At 63.0% G+C, this 22,760-nt stretch carries 24 protein-coding genes; 10 read left to right on the top strand and 14 right to left on the bottom strand.

Annotated features, from left to right (window positions below):
- Positions 1-38: 38 nt before the first annotated feature.
- The 10 genes from AC8GFZ_RS15645 to AC8GFZ_RS15600 all read right to left on the bottom strand — a co-directional run bounded on the left by AC8GFZ_RS15645 (position 39) and on the right by AC8GFZ_RS15600 (position 11,397).
- Positions 39-1,271 carry an enolase C-terminal domain-like protein gene (locus AC8GFZ_RS15645; RefSeq protein ID WP_506645843.1) on the bottom strand — a complete coding sequence of 411 codons (1,233 nt, stop codon included), beginning with the start codon at positions 1,269-1,271 and terminating at the stop codon, positions 39-41.
- The gene (locus AC8GFZ_RS15640) at positions 1,268-3,676 is read right to left on the bottom strand and encodes a xanthine dehydrogenase family protein molybdopterin-binding subunit (protein ID WP_506645842.1); all 2,409 of its coding nucleotides are present in this window, start codon (positions 3,674-3,676) and stop codon (positions 1,268-1,270) included. Before AC8GFZ_RS15640 ends, AC8GFZ_RS15645 begins: the two co-directional genes overlap by 4 nt.
- Before the next feature lie 10 nt (positions 3,677-3,686).
- Positions 3,687-4,172 carry an aromatic-ring-hydroxylating dioxygenase subunit beta gene (locus tag AC8GFZ_RS15635; protein ID WP_506645841.1) on the bottom strand — a complete coding sequence of 162 codons (486 nt, stop codon included), beginning with the start codon at positions 4,170-4,172 and terminating at the stop codon, positions 3,687-3,689.
- A gap of 10 nt (positions 4,173-4,182) precedes the next feature.
- On the bottom strand, positions 4,183-5,517 hold the full coding sequence (locus tag AC8GFZ_RS15630) for an aromatic ring-hydroxylating oxygenase subunit alpha (protein WP_506645840.1): 1,335 nt from the start codon (positions 5,515-5,517) through the stop codon (positions 4,183-4,185).
- Positions 5,518-5,636: 119 nt separating this feature from the next.
- The gene (locus tag AC8GFZ_RS15625; RefSeq protein WP_506645839.1) at positions 5,637-6,521 is read right to left on the bottom strand and encodes an alpha/beta hydrolase; all 885 of its coding nucleotides are present in this window, start codon (positions 6,519-6,521) and stop codon (positions 5,637-5,639) included.
- Between the two features lie 71 nt (positions 6,522-6,592).
- Positions 6,593-7,309, bottom strand: a complete 717-nt coding sequence (locus AC8GFZ_RS15620; protein WP_506645838.1) for a class II aldolase/adducin family protein — start codon at positions 7,307-7,309, stop codon at positions 6,593-6,595.
- Positions 7,310-7,447: 138 nt separating this feature from the next.
- Entirely contained in the window at positions 7,448-8,821 is a 1,374-nt protein-coding gene (locus AC8GFZ_RS15615) for an MmgE/PrpD family protein (protein WP_506645837.1), read from the bottom strand.
- 92 nt (positions 8,822-8,913) lie between these two features.
- Positions 8,914-9,861, bottom strand: coding sequence for a Bug family tripartite tricarboxylate transporter substrate binding protein (locus tag AC8GFZ_RS15610; RefSeq protein WP_506645836.1), 948 nt, complete (start codon positions 9,859-9,861; stop codon positions 8,914-8,916).
- Positions 9,862-9,971: 110 nt separating this feature from the next.
- Complete coding sequence (locus AC8GFZ_RS15605; RefSeq protein WP_506645835.1) at positions 9,972-10,946, bottom strand: Bug family tripartite tricarboxylate transporter substrate binding protein; 975 nt, start codon at positions 10,944-10,946, stop codon at positions 9,972-9,974.
- A 244-nt stretch (positions 10,947-11,190) separates the two neighbouring features.
- Positions 11,191-11,397 carry a hypothetical protein gene (locus AC8GFZ_RS15600; RefSeq protein ID WP_506645834.1) on the bottom strand — a complete coding sequence of 69 codons (207 nt, stop codon included), beginning with the start codon at positions 11,395-11,397 and terminating at the stop codon, positions 11,191-11,193.
- 20 nt (positions 11,398-11,417) lie between these two features.
- Between AC8GFZ_RS15600 and AC8GFZ_RS15595 the strand changes: the two genes are divergently transcribed.
- From AC8GFZ_RS15595 to ccmI, 10 genes are read left to right on the top strand one after another with little or no spacing between them, the layout of a single operon-like run.
- Entirely contained in the window at positions 11,418-12,341 is a 924-nt protein-coding gene (locus AC8GFZ_RS15595) for a peptidoglycan bridge formation glycyltransferase FemA/FemB family protein (protein ID WP_506645833.1), read from the top strand.
- Positions 12,341-12,976, top strand: coding sequence for a cytochrome c biogenesis heme-transporting ATPase CcmA (gene ccmA, locus AC8GFZ_RS15590; RefSeq protein ID WP_506645832.1), 636 nt, complete (start codon positions 12,341-12,343; stop codon positions 12,974-12,976). The genes AC8GFZ_RS15595 and ccmA overlap by 1 nt, the downstream gene beginning before the upstream one ends.
- Positions 12,973-13,638, top strand: a complete 666-nt coding sequence (gene ccmB, locus AC8GFZ_RS15585) for a heme exporter protein CcmB (protein WP_506645831.1) — start codon at positions 12,973-12,975, stop codon at positions 13,636-13,638. Before ccmA ends, ccmB begins: the two co-directional genes overlap by 4 nt.
- A gap of 4 nt (positions 13,639-13,642) precedes the next feature.
- Positions 13,643-14,398 carry a heme ABC transporter permease CcmC gene (ccmC, locus tag AC8GFZ_RS15580; protein ID WP_506645830.1) on the top strand — a complete coding sequence of 252 codons (756 nt, stop codon included), beginning with the start codon at positions 13,643-13,645 and terminating at the stop codon, positions 14,396-14,398.
- On the top strand, positions 14,395-14,589 hold the full coding sequence (gene ccmD, locus AC8GFZ_RS15575) for a heme exporter protein CcmD (RefSeq protein WP_506645829.1): 195 nt from the start codon (positions 14,395-14,397) through the stop codon (positions 14,587-14,589). The genes ccmC and ccmD overlap by 4 nt, the downstream gene beginning before the upstream one ends.
- Complete coding sequence (gene ccmE / locus AC8GFZ_RS15570; protein ID WP_506645828.1) at positions 14,586-15,032, top strand: cytochrome c maturation protein CcmE; 447 nt, start codon at positions 14,586-14,588, stop codon at positions 15,030-15,032. Before ccmD ends, ccmE begins: the two co-directional genes overlap by 4 nt.
- Before the next feature lie 9 nt (positions 15,033-15,041).
- Positions 15,042-17,003: a heme lyase CcmF/NrfE family subunit gene (locus AC8GFZ_RS15565; RefSeq protein ID WP_506645827.1), complete on the top strand. Its 1,962-nt coding sequence runs from the start codon at positions 15,042-15,044 to the stop codon at positions 17,001-17,003.
- Positions 17,000-17,584 carry a DsbE family thiol:disulfide interchange protein gene (locus AC8GFZ_RS15560; protein WP_506645826.1) on the top strand — a complete coding sequence of 195 codons (585 nt, stop codon included), beginning with the start codon at positions 17,000-17,002 and terminating at the stop codon, positions 17,582-17,584. The genes AC8GFZ_RS15565 and AC8GFZ_RS15560 overlap by 4 nt, the downstream gene beginning before the upstream one ends.
- A gap of 47 nt (positions 17,585-17,631) precedes the next feature.
- A complete protein-coding gene (locus AC8GFZ_RS15555; RefSeq protein WP_506645825.1) occupies positions 17,632-18,219 on the top strand; it encodes a cytochrome c-type biogenesis protein in 588 nt (195 codons plus the stop codon).
- Between the two features lies 1 nt (position 18,220).
- A complete protein-coding gene (ccmI, locus tag AC8GFZ_RS15550; protein WP_506645824.1) occupies positions 18,221-19,534 on the top strand; it encodes a c-type cytochrome biogenesis protein CcmI in 1,314 nt (437 codons plus the stop codon).
- 50 nt (positions 19,535-19,584) lie between these two features.
- On the opposite strand, the gene AC8GFZ_RS15545 is transcribed toward ccmI, so the two are convergent.
- From AC8GFZ_RS15545 to AC8GFZ_RS15530, 4 genes are read right to left on the bottom strand one after another with little or no spacing between them, the layout of a single operon-like run.
- The gene (locus AC8GFZ_RS15545; RefSeq protein WP_506645823.1) at positions 19,585-20,178 is read right to left on the bottom strand and encodes a response regulator transcription factor; all 594 of its coding nucleotides are present in this window, start codon (positions 20,176-20,178) and stop codon (positions 19,585-19,587) included.
- A gap of 14 nt (positions 20,179-20,192) precedes the next feature.
- Entirely contained in the window at positions 20,193-21,392 is a 1,200-nt protein-coding gene (locus AC8GFZ_RS15540; RefSeq protein ID WP_506645822.1) for a tryptophan--tRNA ligase, read from the bottom strand.
- Between the two features lie 2 nt (positions 21,393-21,394).
- Positions 21,395-22,075: a site-2 protease family protein gene (locus tag AC8GFZ_RS15535; RefSeq protein ID WP_506645821.1), complete on the bottom strand. Its 681-nt coding sequence runs from the start codon at positions 22,073-22,075 to the stop codon at positions 21,395-21,397.
- A gap of 44 nt (positions 22,076-22,119) precedes the next feature.
- Positions 22,120-22,755, bottom strand: a complete 636-nt coding sequence (locus AC8GFZ_RS15530) for an L-threonylcarbamoyladenylate synthase (RefSeq protein ID WP_506645820.1) — start codon at positions 22,753-22,755, stop codon at positions 22,120-22,122.
- Positions 22,756-22,760: the final 5 nt, after the last annotated feature.

The raw sequence follows: 22,760 nt of genomic DNA, 5'->3' as shown, positions 1-22,760 counted from the left end.
TGAAGGGAGTGGGCATCAAGGGTGAGGGTGCGGCCTGTTCATGGCCGTTGGTCAAAGGCCGCCATGAGGTTGGCTTTGTGCTCAAACCCCACACCGGGGTGGGCGGGCACATGGAGGTGGCCATCGACCACCGGCACGCCGTCCCAAAAGCCGCCATACAAACGGCTGGGGTCGGGGGCCGATTCGTGGCTGCCCAGACCGAACGCGGCCACCACATGGGCGGCGAACAAATGGCCGGCATGCGGCCAAAAGGCTTGGCGCGACCATCCCAGCGATTCGGCGCGATCCATCATGTAACGGTACTCGCCCACGCCGTAAGACAAAGAGATGTCCATTTGCAAGCGGTCTTGGTTCGGGCGCAAGCCGCCGTAGCGCCACAAGTTGGTGGCGTCATCGAGCGAGAACAGGTTTTCGCCGGTGGCGACGGGGCCGCTGTGGCCTTGGCAAAAGGCAGTCAAGGCGGCGTAATCGAGCGCCGGGGTGGGCTCTTCCACCCAGGCCAAGCGATGCTCGGCCAGCACCGCCAGCACATCCGTGTGACCGGCTTGCCACTGGCCGTTCAGGTCCACCGCCAAGTGCGATGCCGGCAAGCCCGCGCTCAGGGCGCTGGCGATGCGCTGGGCATCGAGCTTGGCGTCACGCCCGCTGAGTTTGATCTTGACCGTGGTGTAGCCCCAGGCCAGGCACTGGGCGACTTCGTCGCGCAGCGCTTGCGGGTTGGGGTTGTCGGTGAAGTGGCCGCAGGAGGCGTAAGTGGCGATGCGTGGCGGCGCTGAAGTGGCCGCAGCAGTGGTGTGGACTCGCGCCGTTTCATTTGTGGTGGCAGTGGATGGCGCAGTGGCAGAGGTGCCCATGAGGCCCGTGGCATCGCGCAGGCATTGCCACAGCGGCAGGCCCATTTGTTTGGCGCGCAAATCCCACAGCGCTGCGTCGAGCAAACCCACCGCACCAGGGCGCTCGCCGTGGCCGCCTTGTTTCTCGCCGCGCATGAGCACGGCCACACAGCGCGCCGGGTCGATGTGGCCGTGTTCGTCGAGCAAATCGCTGGGTGCCGCAGCCAGCAAGCGCGGTATGAAGCGTTCGCGGAGCAGGCCGCCTTTGCCGTAGCGGCCAATCGAGTCAAACGCCAAACCGACCAGGGCCTCGCCGCCGATCGTTTGATCGGTGCGGATGACCAGGGCCGAGGCGGTCATTTGGTCAAAGGCAATCGAGGCGTTGCGCATCGCCGAACCAATCGGCAGCGTGGCTTCGTGGATGGCGGTGATCTTCATGCGCGTTGGCCCACCCGGCCCAGGGCCTGCAAAATTCTCTCGGGCGTGTAGGGCTGGCTGGCGATGTGCACGCCCCAAGGCGCCAGCGCATCGTGCACCGCATTGGCCACCGCCGCGCCCGCACCAATGGTGCCGGCCTCGCCAATGCCTTTGGCGCCGAGCAAGGTGTGGGTCACGGGGGTGTGCACATGGGCGATCACGATGTCGGGCATCTCACCCGCCATGGGAACCAGGTAGTCGGCCAAGGTGGAGGTCACGTGTTGGCCTTGCTCGTCGTAGCGGCATTCTTCAAACAGCGCCGCGCCAATGCCTTGCACCACACCGCCGCGCAACTGTTCGTCGGCCAGCAAGGGGTTGAGCACGCGCCCGCAGTCTTCCACCACCCAATGTTTGAGCAGAGTGACAAAGCCAGTGTCGGCATCGACCTCGAGCCAACTGGCTTGGATGCCGTTGGAGGCCATGAAGGGCCGCTGGGGCACCGCGCTGGCGCTGGCGATGGCAAAGGATTGGGGCTGAAAGCCAGCGGGCAATTCGTGCAGGCGAAAGTGCAGCATTTGCGCCAGGCGCTGCCATTCCACACTTTGCGTCCCATGGTGAAACGCGCCGTGGCGCCATTGCACCTGGGTGGCATCCACCTGCATCACCGCCGCAGCGAGTTGGGTCAATTGCGTCAGCAGTTGTTGGGCGGCCAGCAACGCGGCCTCGCCACCGACCACCATGCCGCGCGACGCCCAGGTGCCGCCACCGGCGGGCACGCTGTGGGTGTCGCCACGCACCACGCGCACGGCGGCCATGTCCAGGTGCAGGCTTTGGGCCAGCAACTGTTGCAGCACGGTATCAATCCCCTGGCCTTGGTCGGTGCTGCTGATCATGCAGGTCACACCGCCATCGGGCTCCAAGCGCAGCACACAACCGTCTTGGGCGGTGATGGGCGCACCAGCGGCGCCATAAAACGCTGGGCCAGGGGCGGTGAGCTCGACAAACGCCGCCAGGCCCAAACCCAAGTGGCGGCCTTGAGCGCGCATCTCAAGCTGTTGGGCGCGCAAGCCGGGGTAATCCATCAGTTCGAGCAAGCGCTCCAAACAGGCGTGGTGCGACAGGCCACCCAGGTCCATGCCATTGGCGCCGGTGGCGCCATGTTGGGCCGTGACGCGGTAATTGCGCCGGCGCAATTCGGCCGGGTCCAGGCCCAGCGCGGCCGCGCCCGCGTCCATCAATTGCTCGGTGATGGCGCAAGCCACCGGCTGGCCCACGCCCCGGTACGCGCCCACCGGGGCTTTGTTTTGGTAGGCCACGCGCAGCTGCGCTTGCAGCACCGCCCCCGCATAGGGCGCACCGACCAATGACACGGTTTGCATGCCTTCGAGCACGCTGGTGCGCGGGAACATGGAATAGGCGCCAATGTCCATCAAGTCGTCCACCGCAAAGCCCAGCACCTGGCCTTGCGCATCGAGCGCCAGCTGGGCGTTGACGCGGTGAGAGCGCGCATGCACATCGCTGTTAAAGGCTTCAAAACGGTCGCTGATGAATTTCACCGGTTGGCCCAACAAAACCGAAGCCGCTACGGTGGCCATCTCGTCGTCGTACACATGCAGCTTGATGCCAAAGGCGCCACCCACATCGGGTGTGAGCACGCGCACATCGGTCTCGCGCAAACCAAACAACTGCGCCAACAAGGCGCGCATTTGCTGCGGCACCTGGGTCGATTGGTGCACCGTGAGGTTTCGGCTGGACGGGTCAAACTCGGCGATGATGGCGCGCCCCTCCAGCGGAACACCGGTGTGGCGGGCGTAAACCAACTCGCGCTGCACCACGCAATGCGCTTTTGCGGCCACTGCGGCAAAACTGTCGCCGCCGATCTGGTGGGCCAGGGCCAGGTTGCTGCCCAGGCTGGGGTGGATCAGCGGGCTGTCGGCTTGCAAAGCGGCGGCCGCATCGACCACCGGCGGGCATTCTTCCCAAGCGATGTCGATCAAGGCCATGGCGTCTTCGGCCACGGCGCGGCTGGTGGCCACCACCAGCACCACCGGTTGGCCTTGCCAATGGCTTTGGCCATCGGCCAGCGGGCCTTGGGCCGCGCTGCGGTGCTGGGGCAAGGTGGCCAAGGCGGTGGTCCAGGTTTGGCAAATGCCGGCCAAATCGCTGGCTTGCCAGACCCCGCGCACACCGGGCAGGGCGCGGGCCGCACTCAGGTCAGGTGCCGACCAACGGGCATGGGCCCACGGGCTGCGCAAAAAGGCCGCGTGCAGCAAACCGGGCACGCGCAGATCGTCGGTGTAGCGGCCACGCCCGGCCACATAGCGACGCGCGCCCTCGCGCGGCAGGCCTTGGCCAACCCAATCGTGGGGCGGTGCATTCACGCGGGGCTCGCTGTTCATGCGGTTGTGGTGGGGCGTGGGGTCCATGGCGCAGGCCTCACAAGGGGAAGGGCAGGGCGCGGTGCGCGGCATCGGCGTCGATCAGGTCAACGCGCTTGAGGGCGATTTTCAAGCCCTGAGGCGTGCGCTGCAATCGGTGCAAGACCTTGGCGCTGAAGTGGCGTTGCACCCCGGCGCGCTGCTCCACGATCCACTGCATCGAGCTGACCACCACCTGGTGCGCGCTGCTGTCTTGCAAGCGCACTGCGCTCACATGGTGGTGGGTGCGCGAGGGCGGGGTTTGCACATGGGTCATGGGGTGCAGCAAGCGCTCGGCGCGCAGCAACAACACCTCGGGGGTTTCATCAAACAAGGCCAGGGCGGGCTCGCTCTCCAGCGCTTGCGAGTGGGTGGGCATCCAGTAGCGCCCATCGGCGGTGAACAAATTCACCCAAGCGACAAAACCGCGTGCGTCCAGCAAGGCGGCTTCGTCCCACACAAAACGGTGCCAATCGGGCGGGTTCCAGTCGGTGGGGTTGTGCATGCAGCTGGCCTCAGGGGGTGCGCATCCATTGCAGCCAAGCCTGCAATTGGTGGCGGATCGGCAGCTCGCTGGTGCCAGCGGCTTGCCAGTGGCTGGGGCTGATGGTTTGGTCGCCGCCCAAGCCTCGGCTGGTGTCGATCCAATCGTTGAGGCCTTGGCTCAGGCCTTGTTGGCAGCGTTCGAAAATTTCCAGGTCGTCGCTGGCCACCAGGGAGCCCGGTGAGCTGGCGGTGTTCAAAAAGCGCAGGCTCAGGGCGTGCATCTCGGGCGGTGCGCCTTCCATGGCAAAGCAGTAGCTGGTGACCAGGGTTTGGTCCACCGCCAGGGGTTGCACCATGCGCACGGTTTGAAAGCGCGAGTTCACCGATAAATTGGGCCAGATCAGGTTGTTGAAGCGGTCCACGGCCAACACCGCCTGGGTTTTCTCCGGGCCGTGGCGCTGCACCAAGGCGGCTTGGTAGGCGTTGAACACCGGATCCTCGCGCTGTGCGGCGATCACCCCGCCCCGGTAAAAGCCACCCATGTACACATGGCCTCCGGCATGGGCGTGCAAATCCACGCCATCCCATTCGCTGAGTTTCAAACCATTGGCGAGCAGCATCTGGGTGGTTTGCCCGGTCACGCCGTCGTGGGCGGCCCATTCGGGATGCTGGCGCGCCACCGCCACCGCGCCGCCGTGCACAAACATCGGGTGCACCAAGTCGACCGCATTCTCCATGAACAGCTTCCAGTTGCCCTGGTAAAGCATGCGCAGCTTGCCGCCGGTTTGCACCAAGCGGCCGCTGGGCGAGCGGTCGACCATGTTGTCGAGCGCACTGGCGAGACCGCCCAAAAAATCCACCAGGGGAGCCGCTGACTCACTGTGGCAAGCAAAGATGAAGCCGCGGTAACTTTGCACCTGGCGGATGCGTGTCAGGCCACGCTGGGCCGTGTCGGCGCTGGTCGCGTAGCCCTGGGGCAAGGGCATGGCTTGCAATTGGCCATCGAGTTGAAACGACCAGGCGTGGTAGGCACAGGTGAATTGGCGCGCCTGGCCTTGGGGCTGCACCACCAAGCGGGCACCGCGGTGGCTGCAGCGGTTTTCAAACGCGGCCAGGCCGCCATCGGCTTGGCGCACCACCACAATTTCTTGGGTGCCCATGTGGGCCAAGATGTGGTCGCCAGGTGCGGGCAGTTCGCTCTCGTGGCCCACATACACCCAGGCGCGCTGAAAAATGCGTTCTTGCTCCAGGGCAAATACCGCCGGTTCGGTGTAGATGCTGCGATGCACCCGGTGGGGCTGCACCCATTCGTCAGCATCCCATTGTTTGAGGCCGTCGAAGAGGTGTTGGGCAGGCATGTTCATTCGAGCTGGCTTGCCGCTTTAATTGTTTGCAAATGCATGGAGCGAATGCTAGTTTGCGCAAGGGTCATTTGTCAATTCAGGCTAACGTGATGGGCCAACACTTCTGTGGTCTGCCAATTTCAAGCCAGTGCCAGCAAGGCGCGCAGGTGCTGGGCAAAAAACCCATCCTCCGGGCCCATGGCGTACAACATTTCAAAATGGTTCAGGCCGGCACCCATGTGCCAGGTGCTGTCCATCCCCCGGGCTTGCAGGGCTGCGTTGAAATCGATCCCTTGGCGGATGAACTCGGGCGACTCGTTTTGGCCAATCAGCAAGCGCACCGGGTGGGCTATGCGGTCCAGGTGGCGCTGTGGGCTCAAGGCCTCGACCAGTTCGGGGGTGAATTGCACATAGCTGCTGCGTGCGCTGTGGCTCACGGCCTCCAGGTCGTACATGCCGCTGCAGCTGAGCAAACCGCGCACCTTGAGGCCCGCAGGGCGCGTGGCCACAGGCGTGGTGGCCAAGGTGGCGGCCAAGTGCGCGCCCGATGAGTGGCCGACCAAGACCACGCGCTGGGCATCGGCATCGTGCGCCGCCGCATGCTGCACCACCCAGGCCAGGGCGCGTTGCACTTGATCGGCGAGCACGCCGAGTTGGCCGTCTCGGTCGGTGACCGTTGAAAAGTCTGGCACCACCAGGTTGCAGCCCGCAGCGGTGAGCCATTCGGCGGCCATCGCATAGTCTTGGGCGCGACCGCGCCGCCAAGCCCCGCCATGCACAAAAAACACCAGCACGCCGCTGGCCTGGGGGCTGCGGTACCAATCCAGTGCTTCATCGGGGTGCGCGCCATAGGCATGGCGCTGGTGCAGGCCTCGCGCTTGCAAACGCGCTTGCACCGCTTGGCTGAACGCCGCGCAGGCGGGCAGCACTTCGGAGGCGTTGGGCGCGTGGTGGACTTGGTCGTAGGCCCAGTCGAGTTGGGCTTGGGTGAGTTCGCGCCAAGGGGTCGGGGTGGGGATGTGCATGGGATTCAAGGTGTGGGGCAAAGTGCCGCTGGGCAGCGCTTTCGCGGTGGCGGGTCGGGGAGAGGCGGTTTTCAGCGCGCAGCCAGGGCGTCGCGCTTCCACATTTGCCAGGGGCGATCCAGGTGCTGGTCGTTCATTTCGGCGGTGGCGCTGGCTTCGCCGTCGGTGAGGTAGCTGACCTCGCCCAAGGGCATGGACATGGCTTGCAAGCGGGCGTTGTTTTCGGTGTAGATGGCGCGGTAAACCACTTGTTTGATCGAGCTGCCCACCGCCACGCTGCCGTGGCCGCGCATCAAGGCGACAGGGTGTGAGCCCAGCACCTCGGCCAAGGCTTTGCCCAGGGCGTGGTTGCGCACCAACAAATCAGAGCTTTCACCGGCGCTGTGGCGAATTTCAAAGACCGGTGTGGTTGCGCCCAAAAAACCGCTCATGTGGCAGATGGGGCGCAAGCGCGCGCCGGTGACGCCAAACGGGATGACCGAGGGCGAATGGCTGTGGATGACGGCATTCACATCGGGGCGCATTTTGAAAATTTCGCCGTGGATGAAACGCTCGAGATAGGTTTTGCGGCCACGCTCGTCGATCACGTTGCTGTCGAGGTCGCAGGCCAGGATGTCGTCGGCCTGCACCAGGGCCGGGGCCATGCTGCGGGCAATGAAAAAGCGCTGCGGGTTGGCCGGGTCGCGCACGCTGATGTGGCCAAAGCCGTCGAGCACACCTTGGTTGACCAAGATGTGGTTGGCCAGCACCAAGTCGTCGATGAGGGCGGGGTCGGGATGGGTGCTCATGGGGGGCTTCTCCTGTGGACAAATGGGTGGGGGATGAAAACGGCTGACTGTATCGAAAGGCCATGCACCTGGCTTGCGCTTGGGCGACAAGTTGGGGTGCACAGGCGGGGTGGGCCGCAGGCCTAGCGGGTCCCCCGCTCAGCGCGGGCAGGCGGCTTGCAACAAGGCTTGCACGCCGGGGGCTTGGTTCATGCCCCAGCAAGCGGCGATGGCGGCTTGGGCGCGGTCGGCACCAATGACGCCATCGGCCAGGCTGTGGAATTTGGCTTCGAGCTGGGCGTCGCTCATGGGGTTTTGCATCGAGCCAATGGCGTGCTCGACAAACACATGCACTTGGCTGCCGTCTTTGAGGTGGGCAGTGACGTCGGCCGAGGCCTCGTCGATGTGGTCGTCGACCACCGCTCGCACCTTGGCGCGCAAGGCCACGGTGTCGGCGCGGGTGACAAAGGCGTCTTCGTATTCGTCTTCACCGGCGCGGCCGACCATCAAGCCTGCGGCGCAGCCGTGGTAGACGCTGAATTTGGCTTGCAAGCCGTCGGCGGGGGTTTTTTTGCCGGTCAATTCCAGCACCAGCGAATGCACCTTGAGGTCGATGCGTTCGATATCTTCGGGCGCGATGCCCTTGGCGCGCAATTGCAAGCACGCGTCAATGCTGGGATGCACCACGATGCCGCAGGCAAACGGTTTGTAGGTGTTGAATGAAATTTCAAAGCGCTCGCCCAGCTCGTCGGTGATTTCCGACCAGTCGTGTTTGGTCGACACGGTTTGGATGAAGCCGCGCGGTGCCTCCAGGGCTTTGGCGCTGGCGGTGAAACCGCTTTGGGCCAACAAGGCGCTGGTCAAGCCGGCGCGCGCACTGCCACCGGGGTGAAAGGGTTTGGTCATGGTGCCAAATTGCTCGCGCATGCCGATCGGTTGCGAGGCGGCAATGCCCATGGCCATGGCGGTTTGCTGCACATTCAGGCCGAGCAAGCGCGCACAAGCGGCGGCCGCGCCCACGCTGCCGGTGGAGCCCGTGATGTGCCAGCCGCGGTCGTAGTGGTCGGGGTACATGCAGTTGCCAATGCGGCACGACACATCGATGCCCAGCACCAAGGCGTCGATGATTTGGCGGCCCGAAAAATGCCGGTGCTCGGCCAGTGCGAGCAATGCCGACGCCACCGGACCGGCGGGGTGGATGATGGTCTTCAGGTGGGTGTCGTCAAAGTCAAAGGTGTGCGACGAAATGCCGTTGATCAGGGCTGCGGCACCCATGTCCACCCGTTCGCTGCGCCCGAGCAGGCTGGCTTGGGGCGCCGAATCAAAGGCTTGCATGGCGGCCAAGGCGGCTTGCACGCTGTCGTGACCGGCCGCGCCAATGGCGCATCCCACCCAATTGAGCCAGGTGCGCAGGGCTTCATGTTCGACCGCGTCACTCCAACCGCGTGAGGGGTGAGTGGCCACATGGCGGGCCAAGATGTCGGTGATCGGGGGGGCGTTGTGGTCGGCGCTGACTTGGGTGTTGCGGGCCATATCGATCCTTGTGGTGGGGTGTCTTTATAAATAGAGGGCTCTGGCGGGCCACTGGGGTGCGTGGGCACTTCAGCGCGGCGCGTGCCGGGGCGTCAATCGATCTCGATGCCCCGCTCTTTGGCCACCTGGGTCCAACGTGCGATGTCTTGGCGGATGTATTGGGCAAAGGTATCGGGGGCCATGGGCATGGGTTGGATGGCCTCGGCCGACAAGCGTTCTTTGAGCTCGGGGTTGTTGATGGCTTTGTTGATTTCTTCGTTCAAGCGGGCGGTGATTTTCTCGGGCAATTTGGCCGGGCCCACGATGCCATACCACTGCACGCCATCAAACCCGGCATAGCCGAGTTCGGCAAAGGTGGGGACATCGGGGATCAGCGGGTGGCGCTTGAAGCCGGTCACGGCCAGCGCCCGCACCTTGCCCGATTTGATGTGCGGCAAGGCCGCGGCCAAGCCGGGAAACAAGGCCTGGGTTTGGCCACCCATCAAATCGGTGAAGGCCGGGCCAATGCCCCGGTAGGGCACGTGCACACTGAAAAACTGGGCTTGCAACTTGAACTGCTCCATTGCCAAATGGGTCAGCGTGCCTTGGCCGGCCGAGCCGTAGCTCAGGCCCGCAGGGAACTTTTTCGCATGGGCCACAAAAGCCTTGAGGTCGTTGACCGGCACGCCCGGGTGGACCACCAGCACATTGGGCGTGCCGCCGACCATGGCGATGGGGCTGAAGTCTTTCACCGCGTCGTAAGGGAGTTTGCGCACCGCGGGGTTGGTGCCGTGGGTGCCCACGTAGGCCAGCAACAAGGTGTGGCCATCGGCCGGGGCGCGCGCCACATTCGCCGAGGCAATGGCCCCGCCGCCACCGCTTTGGTTGTCAACCACAAAGGACTGGCCCAGCGCTTTGGTCAGGCGTTCGGCCACGGTGCGGGCGATCAAGTCCACCCCGCCGCCCGGGGCCACGGGGGCCACAATTTTGACGGGCTTGCTGGGGTAGTCGCTGGGGCTTTGGGCCCAGCTTGGTGCCAGGCCCAGGGTGCACAGGGCCACGCTACAGGCTGAAAGCCACCGATGCAAAATAAAACGCGCCTGTGACCCGCCAGACCAGAGCCGGCGCGGGCAAGCAGCCTGCCGTTGCCTGGTCACATGCAGGCGCACCATCAATCCAGTTTGATGTTGGCTTGCTTGATCGCCACCGTCCAACTGGCGATGTCGGCGTCCAACAATTTGGTGGTGTCGCTGGGGCTCAAGTAACGCACCTCAATGCCGGCTTGTTCGCCGCGTTGGCGTGTTTCGGGCAACTCCATGCTGCGTTTGACATCGGCAGCGAGCTTTTGCACCACCGCCGGGGGGGTGCCACTGGGCGTATACAGCGCGACCCACGACTCGAGCAAAAAACCGGGCAAGCCGGCCTCGGCAATGGTGGGCACCTGGGGCATTTGGGGGTGGCGGATTTTCCCGGTCACCGCCAAGCCCTTGAGCTTGCCGGCCAACACATGGCCCATCACCGATGGCGGGGTGGTCATGAACACCTGCACCTGGCCCGACAGCACGTCTTGGATGGCCTGGCCTGAGCCTTTGTAGGGCACATGGACCATGTCGGTGCCGGTTTGTTGCTTGAAAATTTCGGTGCCGATGTGCGACACCGAGCCATTGCCTTGCGAGGCGTAATTGACCTTGCCCGGGTTGGCCTTGAGGAAGGCGATGAACTCTTTCAAGTTGTTCACCGGCAGCGAGGGGTGGACCGCAATCACATTGGTGGCCACGGTGATCAGGCCCACGGGGGTCAGGTCGCGCAGCTCCCAGCCCACCTTGTCCATCAAGATGTGGTTGGCCACGTGGTAGCCCGAGTAGGAGATCAACAAGGTGTGGCCGTCTTTGGCCGAGCGGGCCACGGTTTGGTAGGCCAAGTTGCCGCTGGCGCCGGGTTTGTTGTCGATCACCACCGATTGGCCGATCAGGCGGGACAAGGGGTCGGCGACCAAGCGTGCCGAGGTGTCAACCAAGCCGCCCGGCGGGTTGGGCACCACCAAGCTGATGGCGCGGCTGGGGAAGGCCGGTGTTTGGGCCAACGCAGCGCCGATCCCCAGGCTGGCCGTGATCAACAGCATATAAAAGCGGTGGGTGGTTTTCATGGGCAAGCTCCAACAGTGGGTGAGGGACCATTATTCACCAGCTCCCGGGACAAGGGGCCCGGTTTTGCCGCGCCGGCGACAAGGGCTGAGGCGGGCAGGTCAGTGTCACCCAGCGGCGGTAAGATCCATCTCCTGTATGCCTTACCCCACCTGTTCACCGATGACCACGCCAGGGTTTCAGCGCGCTGTGGGGCCCCGACTTCAGGGGGCAAAACACAGATTGACCCCGGGGGTCTGTCGCGGCTCAGCCAAACCAACACCACACACCGGTGCAACGCCCGGTGGTGAGTTGAATCAAGGCGTCAATCACCATGCCGACGGCCAACACCGGCACGCCCAGGTACAGCAGGGCCATGGCGGCTGCGCCCCAGGTCAGGCGCGGTTCGGGCAAGCGGTGCCCCATCACGGTTTGCACGGGGGCGCGGCGAATCCAGCGGGTCAATCGGTTCATGGTGGAGACATTCTAAAACCATGAAAGTCATCTGGGACGGCCACGACGCCAAAGCCTGGGACCTGGACCATGGCCGCTTGGCTGGCGCTTTGCAACAAGACTGGGCTTATGGCGAGACCATGATGGCGCTGGGCGTGGCTTGTTTGCGGGCGCGGGTGGAGCGCGATGGCCAACCCCTGGCCCTGGCCCAGTTCATTGCGCGCCGGGTGGGCCTGATCGCCACCGTGGCCTTGTGCGCCCATGGCCCTTTGTGGTTGCAGCCCTTGTCGCCCCGCGAAAAGGCCCAGGTGTTGGTGGCCCTGAAACGCCAGTTGCCCTTGTGGCGGCCCCGTTTGGCTTTGTTTTCCCCCGACGAAACCGAGGCCACATCGGGCCTGCGCTGGCCGGGAATGACCCGGGTGGTGACCGGCGAATCCACCGTGATCATCAACCTCGAGCACAGCGATGCCCAGCTGCGCGCGGCCATGGACCCGCGCTGGCGCAACCGCTTGGTGGCCGCCGAAGGCGCCGGTTTGCAGGTGCAGCGGGTGGGTGCCAACCCGGCGCAATACGCTTGGTTGATGGAAGAAGAGCTCAAGCAGCGCTTGGCGCGCGGCTTTTCAGGCTTGCCCCTGGACTGGATTCACCACTACATCCATGCGCGCAAACATGTGTCCAAAACCGCGTTGATCTTGCGCGCCGATGCGGCCGGCGAGCGGGCTGCGGCCATGTTGTTTTTGATCCACGGCCAGGTTGCCACCTACCAAGTGGGTTGGTCCAGTGAGGCCGGTCGCGATCTCAATGCCCATAACCTGATCTTGTGGCAGGCGATCCAAGAGCTGCGCCAGCGCGGTGTGCGCCGGCTTGATTTGGGTGGCGTCAACACCCAGCGCAGTGCGGGTTTGGCACGTTTCAAAATGGGCAGCGGGGGTGAGGTCATCACCCTGTGCGGCACCTACATGTGATGCAGCCCCACACCGGTTTGGAAATCCGCGATCTGGCTTGCGAGCGCGGTGGCAAAACCCTGTTCACCGGGCTCAACCTGTCTGTTTTGCCCGGTCAAAGCCTGCACCTGCAAGGTGACAACGGCAGCGGCAAAACCAGTTTGCTGCGCTTGTTGTGCGGGCTGGCGATGCCCCTGGCCGGCCAGGTGCTGTGGGCGGGGCAGCCCACCACCCAAGCGCGCGAAGATTTTTTGCGCGACATGCTCTACCTGGGCCATGCCTTGGCCTTGAAAGAGGGTTTGAGCGCTTTGGAAAACCTGCATTTCGCCGCTGCCTTGAGCGGCCAGCCGTGGGTGCCCGATGCGGCGTTGCAGGCCTTGCACCAAATGGGTTTGCGTGGGCGTGAGCACCTGCCGTTGCAGGTCTTGTCACAAGGCCAAAAGCGGCGTGTGGCCTTGGCCCGTTTGGGTCTGAGCCCGGCGCGGCTGTGGTTGCTCGACGAGCCCTTTGTGGCTTTGGACAGCGCGGCTTGTGGGGTGTTGCAAGTGCTGATGCAAAACCATGTGACGCGCGGGGGCATGGTGGTCTTCACCAGCCACCAGGCGGTGAATTTGGCGAGCGGCGACAACCGCAGCCACCGATTGGGCCGGGTATGAGCGCGCTGTGGTCTTTGCTGCGCCGCGACCTGCTGTTGGCTTTGCGCCGCCCCAGCGAGGTGCTGACAGTGGTGTTTTTCTTTGTGGTGGTGGCCGCCTTGTTCCCCCTGGCGGTGGGCCCCGAGCGGGCCACCTTGCGCATGTTGGCGCCGGGTGTGTTGTGGGTGGGGGCATTGCTGGCGAGTTTGCTGGCGCTGAACCGCTTGTTTGAGGCCGATCACCGCGACGGCACCTTGGAGCAAATGCTGTTGTCGGGCACGCCATTGACCTTGCTGGTTGTGGCGAAAATCGCCGCGCATTGGGTCTTGTGCGGTTTGCCATTGGTATTATTGGCTCCCTTGCTGGGGGTCTTGTTTGACCTGTCTGGCGATGCCCTGGGCGTGTTGGCCCTGTCCCTCTTGATCGGTACCCCCGTGTTGTCTTGTATTGGAGCCATTGGCGCAGCCCTCACCCTGGGTTTGCGTGGCGGCGGTGTCTTGCTCGCCTTGTTGGTACTGCCCTTGTTTGTGCCGGTGCTGGTATTTGGTGCCGGTGCGGTCGAGGCCTTGGCCGCTGGCTTGGGCAGCGGGGCTCATTTGTCGATATTGATGGCTTTATTGCTTTTGTCTGGTTTGTTCAGCCCTTGGGCCTGCGCCCAGGCCTTGCGCATCGCCCTGGAATAAGCCCATGCGCCGCATTGCCTGGACCCATTACGCCGCACCCCAGACCTTTTATGGTTTGGCTGGTGTGTGTTGGAAGCCCTTGGCGCTGCTGGCCTTGGCCTTGGCCCTGGCGGGCATGTGGGTGGGCTTTATGGTGGCCCCTGCCGATGCCCAGCAGGGTGAGGGTTACCGCATCATTTTTGTCCATGTGCCGGTGTCATGGATGTCGATGATCATTTATTTGGCCATGGCCTTTTGGGGCGTGGTGTGTTTGGTGTTTCGCGCCCGAATGGCTGGCATGCTGAGCCAAGCCCTGGCGCCCACGGGTGCGCTGTTTGCATTTTTGTCGCTGTGGACCGGGGCCTTGTGGGGCAAGCCGATGTGGGGCGCCTGGTGGGTGTGGGATGCTCGGCTGACGTCGGAGTTGATTTTGTTCTTTTTGTACATCGGCTTCATCGCCTTGACCTCGGCCATTCAAGACCCGCGCCGGGCTGATCGCGCGGGTGCTTTGGTGGCCATTGTGGGCGCGGTCAATGTGCCCATCATTTATTTCTCTGTCAAATGGTGGAACACCTTGCACCAGGGTGCTTCGGTGTCCTTGACCCGCTCACCCAGCATGGCGCAAACCATGTTGTGGGGCATGCTGCTCATGGCTTTGGCGTGCTGGGTTTACACGGTGGCCATCGTGCTTTACCGCACGCGCAGCCTGATCTTGCAGCGCGAACGCCATGCCGATTGGGTCGCCCAGTTGCCCGAATTGAGTCCTGGGGTGCGGCCATGAGGTGGGAGAGTTGGTCTGCTTTTTGGCACATGGGCGGTTATGCCCTGTACGTATGGGGCAGTGTGGGCGTGAGTTTTGCCCTGCTGGGCCTGGAGGCGTGGTGGGCCCGGCGCGAGCGCGAGCGGACCTTGGCCTGGTTGCGCGCCGAGCAAGCGGCGCATGCGCATGACAGTTTGGGGGGACAACCATGACAGCACGCCAACGCCGGTTCATGTGGGTGGCAATAGGGGTGCTGGTGCTGTGCGCCGCTGCCGCTTTTGTGCTGAATGCGTTCCAGAGCAATTTGGTGTTTTTCTTCACCCCCACCCAGGTGGCCCAAGGTGAGGCCCCCCAAGGGCGCATCTTTCGCATTGGCGGTTTGGTCAAGGACGGCAGCTTGCAGCGCCAAGATGTTCAAGTGCAGTTTGTGGTGACCGACACGGCCCGCGACATACCCGTGGTGTATAGCGGCCTATTGCCCGATTTGTTCAAAGAAGGCAAGGGCGTGGTGGCCCAGGGCCGCTTGGGGGCGGATGGATTGTTCACAGCGACCGAGGTGCTGGCCAAACACGATGAAAACTACATGCCGCCTGAAGCGCAACACGCTTTGGACAAAGCCACGGCGGACCAAGCGGCTCAAACGGTCAAACCATGAAAGACAGCGATGCTTGCTGAACTCGGACACTTTGCACTGATCTTGGCGCTTTTGGTGGCCTGCGTTCAGGCCACCTTGCCTTTGTGGGGGGCTTGGCGCGAAATCGCCGCATGGCAAGCGCTGGCGCGTCCGGCGGCATTCGCCCAGTTTGGCCTGGTGGCTCTGTCGTTTGCGGCCTTGACGGCGTGCTTTGTCAACAACGACTTTTCAGTCTCGTACGTGGCCCAGCACTCCAATTCTTTGCTGCCCACGGTGTACCGGGTGGCGGCGGTATGGGGCGGTCATGAAGGTTCGTTGCTGTTGTGGGTGCTGATGCTGGCCTTGTGGACGGCGGCTGTGGCGGCGTTTTCTTTCAGCCTGCCCCAGGCCATGGTGGCGCGGGTGGTGGGCGTGCTGGGTTGGGTGTCGGTGGGTTTTTTGCTGTTCATCTTGGCCTTGTCCAACCCCTTTGAGCGTTTGCTGCCAGCCGCGGCCGATGGGCGCGACTTGAACCCCTTGCTGCAAGACCCCGGTTTGATCATTCATCCGCCGATGTTGTACATGGGCTATGTGGGCTTCTCGGTGGCCTTTGCCTTTGCCATAGCCGCCTTGATGGCGGGGCGCTTGGATGCGGCTTGGGCGCGCTGGTCACGGCCATGGACGGTGGTGGCTTGGTTGTTCATGACTTTTGGCATTGGCCTGGGTTCGTGGTGGGCTTATTACGAACTGGGATGGGGTGGTTGGTGGTTTTGGGACCCGGTGGAGAACGCCTCGCTCATGCCCTGGTTGGTGGGCACGGCGCTGATCCATTCGCTCATGGCCAGCGACAAGCGCGGCAACTTCAAGGCCTGGACGGTGTTGCTGTCGATCAGCGCGTTTTCGCTGTCGCTGCTGGGCACATTTTTGGTCCGCTCGGGGGTGCTGACCTCGGTGCATGCTTTTGCCACCGACCCCAAACGGGGGGTGTTCATCCTGATGTTTTTGGCCGTGGTGGTGGGTTTTTCCCTCACCTTGTATGCCTGGCGCATGCCCAAGGTGCGCATGGGGCAAGCGGTGAGCTTGCTCTCGCGCGAAACCCTGCTCTTGGCCAACAGTGTGTTGCTGGTGGTGGCTTGTGCGGCGGTGCTGCTGGGCACCATTTACCCGCTGGTGATCGATGCGCTCAACCTGGGCAAGCTGTCGGTGGGGCCGCAGTATTTCAATGCGGTGTTCGTGCCCTTGATGGTGCCTTTGTTGGTCATCATGGTGCCGGGCACGGTGGTGCGCTGGCGCGAGTCGCAGTGGAGCGAGTTGCTGCTGCGTTTGCGCTGGGTGGCGCTGGCTGCCCTGGGGGTGGGTTTGGCTGCGCCGGCATTGGCGGGTGAATGGTCCATCGGCGCGGCATTTGGCTTTTTCTTGGCCGCCTGGGTGGTGCTGGGGTCGGTACAACACATGGTGTTGCGGTGGCGTCAACCGGGGCAGATTGGGGCGGCCTACTGGGGCATGCAATGCGCACACATTGGTTTGGCGGTGGTGGTGGCCGGCATCACAGGTGTCAAGTCGTATGAAGTGGAACGCGATGTGCGCATGGGCGTGGGCGATGTGGTGACCATCGAGCCCTATGCGTTTCGCTTGCAAGGCATGTCCGAGGTGAAAGGACCCAATTACCGGGCGGTGCGCGCCGATGTCGAAGTGCTTAAAAATGGCCAGCCCATCGACCGCCTGTACCCCGAAAAGCGGCGCTATTTTTCGACCGCTATGCCCATGACCGAGGCGGCGATCGATACGGGCTTCATGCGCGACCTGTATGTGTCACTGGGAGACCCCATCGATGGGCCTACGCCGCAATGGAGCATGCGGGTGTATTACAAGCCTTTTGTTCCCTGGATCTGGGCGGGTGTGCTGTTGATGGTGTTGGGCGGTGGCTTGGCCGCCGTGGACCGGCGCTACCGCGCCGCAAGCCCCCGCACTGAAACCATGCCCACCGGTGTGGCGCCGCAAGGTGGCGCATGAAGAAGTTCCTCATTCCATTGGTGCTGTTTTTTGGTTTGGTGATTTTTTTGGCTTTGGGCTTGCAACGCGACCCGCAGGCCATTCCCTCGCCCTTGGTTGACAAGCCAGCCCCTGCCTTCAGCCTGCCCACGCTCGATCCGGCGGCGGGCGCGTTCAGCCCGGCCGAGATGCAAGGCCGGGTGTGGTTGCTCAATGTCTGGGCGACCTGGTGCGTGGCTTGCCGCAAAGAGCACCCGCTGTTGGTGGACTTTGCCCAGCGCCATCAGGTGCCCATCGTGGGCATGAGCTACAAAGAAATTCAGCCCCAAGACGCACAAGCGCAGGGTATGGACGCCAACGCCAAGCTGCAATTCGCTCGTGAACGCAGCCAGGTGTGGTTGTCGCGCTATGGCAACCCGTATGTGCTGTCGGTGATCGACTTGGATGGGCGCGTGGGCATCCAGTATGGCGTCTATGGCGTGCCCGAGACCTATGTGATCGACAAGCAAGGGGTGATCCGCTACAAGGCAGTGGGCGAGGTCACCCCCGCCATCTTGGCCAGCAAGGTCTTGCCCTTGATCCAAAAATTGAATGCTTCTTGATGGGCGCATTCAACCCTTCCGCCCTTTTTGCCCGGTTGGCTGTTTCCATGCGGCTTTGGGGCCTGGGTCTGGTCATGGTGGGCGTGATGCTGTCTCCCGCAGTGGCCCAAGGCCCTCAGCCCGCTGGACCTGGGGTGGCCGCGCTGCCAACCGCTGCCTCTGAGCCCGCAGGGTCGCTGTCAGCGGCTCCCCTGGCCAGCGGCCAAGCCGTGGCCGCACCCACCATCACCCTGGGCCCTGAGGCTGCGCCGATGACCGAAGAGCCCGTGCTCGAGGCGCGCTTGCTCAAGCTGTCTGAGGAGTTGCGTTGTTTGGTGTGTCAAAACGAATCACTGGCTTCTTCGCGGGCCGAGTTGGCCGATGACTTGCGCCGCGAGGTGCGCGACTTGTTGCGCGAGGGCAAATCCGACCAAGCGGTGAAAGATTTTTTGGTGGAGCGCTATGGCGACTTTGTGCTCTACCGGCCCGAGCTCAAGCCCTTGACGTGGCTGCTGTGGTTTGGCCCCTTTGTGTTGTTGCTGGGCGCGGTGGCCGGCCTGGGGTGGTACTTGCGCCAGCGTCGCCAGTTGGCCGACACGGCCCCGGCCTTGAGTGATGCGGAACGCGCGCGTGTGGATCAATGGTTGAAGGACTGATGTGAATGTTGCTCTGAGTTTTGTGGTCCTGACCTTGCTGATGGTGGTGGCGGTGTTGGGCGTGTTGGTGTGGTCTTTGTGGCGCCCACCGGTGCAGGCCGCCGCTGACGCCCATGAACAAGCCAATGCGCAGGTGTACCGCGATCAAAGTGCGGACTTGGCGCGCGAGCATGCCTTGGGGCATTTGAACGATGCCGAGTATGCCCAGGCCCAGGAGGAGCTGAAACTTCGCTTGCGCGACGATTGGGTCAGTGGTCCGGTTCAGGCGCACGGCGGGGTGACCCACAGGCCGCGCAAAACAGTCTTGGCCCTGTGCCTGATGCTGCCGGTGTGTGCCGTGCTGCTCTATGGCGCTTGGGGCTCTCCCATGGGTTTGGATCCGGCGGCCCTGGCCCGTTCGGCCCCCGATGAAGGCCCCAATGCCACGGTCACCCCTGAAAAGATTGCGCAGATGGTGGGCCAATTGGAGCGCCGCTTGCAAGACGAGCCCAACAACGTGGACGCTTGGGTCATGCTGGCGCGTTTGCAGCGCAGCCAGGAAAAGTTTCCCGCGTCTGAAAAATCCTTTGCCAAAGCTCTGACCCTGACCCCTGATGACGACCTCGCCGTTGAACGCGCTGAGGTCGTGGCGCAGGTGCAAGGGGGCGACTTCAGCGGCGAGCCTTGGGCCGTGATCAACCGCATCTTGAAGGCCAACCCGAACCAAAACAATGCGCTGCTGTTGGCTGGCAGTGCGTCGTTTTCCGAGGGGCGTTTTGCCCAGGCCATTCAATATTGGGAGCGGGTGCGGGCCAGCTTGCCACCCCAGTCGGAAGACATCAATGCCTTGGACAGCGCCTTGGCCCAAGCGCGTGAACGATTGGCCCCTGGGCGCGCCAGCGCCCAGCTACCTGATTTGGGGCGCGCCAGCGCCCAGTCACCAGATACGGGGCGCGCCAGCGCCCAGCCCGCCTCCCCCCCGAGTGTGTCGAATGCGCGCATCGCTGGCCGCGTCAGCTTGGCCCCCGAGCTTGTGGCCCAAACCAGCCCCAACGACACGGTCTTCATTTATGCCACGCCGGCGCAAGGTGGGCGCATGCCGCTGGCGATTGTGCGCACCACGGTGGCGGCACTGCCCTTTGATTTTGTGCTCGATGACAGCCAGGCCATGGGGCCACAATCCAAGCTCTCCAGTGCCAGCGAGGTGGTGCTCAAGGCCCGGATTTCCAAAACCGGTCAGGCCATGGCCCAACCGGGTGAGCTGGGGGTCAGCCTGGGGCCGATCAAAAACCCATCCAACCAACTCAGCTTGGTGATCCGCGGCCCTCTGCCATGAAAAAGGGGCTGCCACAGCAGCCCCTGGCATGACCATTGACAGACCCGGATTCAGCCCGATAGCAAACCGTGGGTGCGGGCAAAGTGCAGGGTTTGGGTGCGGCTTTTCACACCCAAACGGCGGAACAGACGCCACAAATGCACCTTGACGGTGTGCTCGCTGATGCTCAGCTCGGCAGCGATGTCGCGGTTGGACAGGCCCCGGTCGAGCATCACGATCAATTGCTTTTGGCGCTTGGACAGCTTGGTGTCGGTGGGCGCCATTTCCTCGAAATTGGCATCAGCGGACATCAGGCCTTGGATGGCTGCGGAGATGTCGTTGGGGGGGGATGACTTTTCAATGTAGAGGTCGGCACCAGCTTCAATGCAGGTTTCCTCGGCCTCACCCGCAGGCATGGCCGACAGCACCACCAGCGGAACCTCGGGGTACATGGCCTTGGTGTCGTGGACCGCGCTGGTGCCTTTGACGCCGGGGAGCAGAAGGTCCAGCACAAATAACTCAGGGGTTCCATGCTTGATGATGGCCGCTGGCAATTCGCTGAACTTTTCGAGCTCGACCACCACCGAAGTGGGGCGCAGCCTGCGCAGCAGCATGCCAATGGCTTGGCGCACCAAGGGATGGTCGTCGATGATAAATAAGCTCATGGTTTTTCTCCAGGTCAGTAGTTCAGGCCAATGGCCTCGCGCACTTCGCGCATGGTTTGCCGTGCTGTGATGCGTGCACGTTCGGTGCCTGCGTCCACAATGTCACGGACAAGTTGGGGGTGATCCAAATAGGGCTGGGCGCGTTCTCGCATGGGTTGTTGCTCAGCCAAGATGCCGTTTATCACCGGCTGTTTGCACTCAATGCAGCCAATGCCGGCGCTCTTGCAGCCTTGTGTGACCCACGCGCGGGTGGGCTCGTCGCTGTACACCAGGTGGAATTGCCACACGGGGCATTTGTCGGGGTCACCGACATCGCTGCGCTTGACCCGCGCTGGGTCGGTGGGCATGCGTTTGACTTTGTGCGCCACGCTGTCGGCTTCTTCGCGCAAGGCAATGGCGTTGTTGTAGCTTTTGCTCATCTTCGCGCCGTCCAAGCCTGGCAGGCGGCTGGTGGGCGTGAGCAAGACCTGGGGCTCGACCAGCACCGAGCGGCCCGTGCCTTTGAAGTGGCCCGACAGTCGTTCGCGGTCGTCGGCGTCGAGTTCGGGGGCCTGGGCCAGGTAGGCCATGGCCCCTTCCAAGGCTTTGGCGTCGCCGGTTTCTTGGTATTGCTTGCGCGACTTTTCAAACCGCTTGGCGCTGTCGCGGGGCAACTTGGCCAAGCTGGCGGCAATGCGCTGTTCGGCGTTGCGCTCACGCCCATACAAGTGGTTGAAGCGGCGTGCCGCTTCGCGGGTGAGTTCCACATGGCTGGCTTGGTCTTCGCCCACCGGCACATAGTGGGCTTTGTAGATCAGGATGTCCGCCGCTTGCAACAGCGGGTAGCCCAAGAAGCCGTAGGTGCTGAGGTCTTTGTCTTTGAGCTTTTCTTGCTGGTCTTTATAGGTGGGCACGCGTTCCAACCAACCAATCGGGGTGCCCATGGCCAACAAGGTGAACAACTCGGCGTGCTCGGGCAAGCGGCTTTGCAAAAAAATGGTGCATTGCGCGGGGTCCAACCCAGCGGCGAGCCAGTCGATGACCATTTCATAGACGTGCTGCTCGATGACGCTGGCGTCCTCGTAGTGGGTGGTCAGGGCGTGCCAGTCAGCGACGAAGTAAAAGCACTCCATCTCAGACTGCAAGCGCACCCAGTTTTTCAAGGCGCCGTGGTAGTGCCCCAAATGCAAAGCGCCGGTGGGGCGCATGCCAGATAAAACGCGTTCACGTGCCATGCTCATCCCAGCAACCACTCAACAGGGGCCATCAGCCAACGCAAGGCGTCCAGGGTCAGGCCCATGAAGGGCTGCATCCAGATGCCGTTGATGACGCCAAACAACACCAGGGCCATGACGATGTAAAACCCCCAGGGCTCAATGCGCGAAAACTGGATAGCTTGCTTCATGGGCAGCAAACCCACGGCAATACGCCCGCCGTCCAGCGGGGGCAGGGGGAAGAGGTTGAACACAAACATCACCACATTGGTCAAGATGCCGGCTTTGCAAACCTCTAGGAAAAAGCGCTCTTGCACACCCACGAACAGCAGCAAATACAGCACCGTCCACCACAGCAGGGCTTGCACAAAGTTGATGCCCGGCCCGGCCAAGGCCACCCACACCATGTCGCGCTTGGGTTGGCGCAGTTGGCCAAAGCGCACCGGCACCGGTTTGGCAAAGCCAAACAGCAAAGGGCCCATGGGGGTCATGGCGGTAGACAGGTACATCAAAATGGGTAACAAAATCGTGCCCACCAAGTCGATGTGGGCCATGGGGTTCAGGGTGACACGCCCCATGACCCAAGCGGTGTCATCACCCAGCATGTGGGCGACATATCCATGGGCTGCTTCATGCAAAGTAATGGCAAACAACACAGGCAGGGCGTAAATCAAAAGTGTCTGAATCGAATCGGATAAATTCACCCCTCCATTGTGCAATGAAACCAGATGATTTAATCCGAAATGAATCAAAGATTTAACAAATGAAGCTCACCCCGACCCTTTCGCACCAATATGGGCTCGTCACCTAGGTCCATAGGCGTCAAATCGACCACGGTGGTGGGCTCCAAGCTGCAGGCCCCCGCATCCATCACCGCGCTGAGCACTTTTTCATACCTTTCTCGAATCTCTTCGGCGTCGTTGAGGGCTTCGGTTTGGCCGGGTGGGATCAAGGTGGTGGCCAACAACGGCTGGCCATGGGCTTGCAAAAGGGCTTGCAAGCTGGGGTGATCGGGCACGCGCAGGCCGATGGTTTTGCGCTGCGGGTGGCTGACGCGCCGGGGCACCTCTTTGGTGGCTTCCAATATAAAAGTGAACGGCCCCGGCGTGGCCGCTTTGAGCAAGCGAAATTGGCGGTTGTCCACCTTGGCGTAACTCGACAAATCAGAAAGGTCACGGCACAGCAAGGTCAGGTGGTGGCGTTCGTCCACACCCCGGATGCGGCGCAGGTGGTCTACGGCGGTTTTGTCGTCCAGGTGGCAGACCAAGGCGTAGCTGGAGTCGGTGGGCACGGCCATCACCCCGCCCGAAGCCAGCAGTTTGACCGCGATCTGAATCAAGCGCGCTTGGGGGTTTTGGGGGTGAACTTGAAGAAACTGTGCCATGGCGA

This window comes from Limnohabitans rimovensis (SeqCode) (genome assembly GCF_965234775.1).
Lineage (GTDB): Bacteria > Pseudomonadota > Gammaproteobacteria > Burkholderiales > Burkholderiaceae_C > Limnohabitans > Limnohabitans rimovensis.
This window is presented reverse-complemented; position numbering and strand designations above follow the sequence as displayed.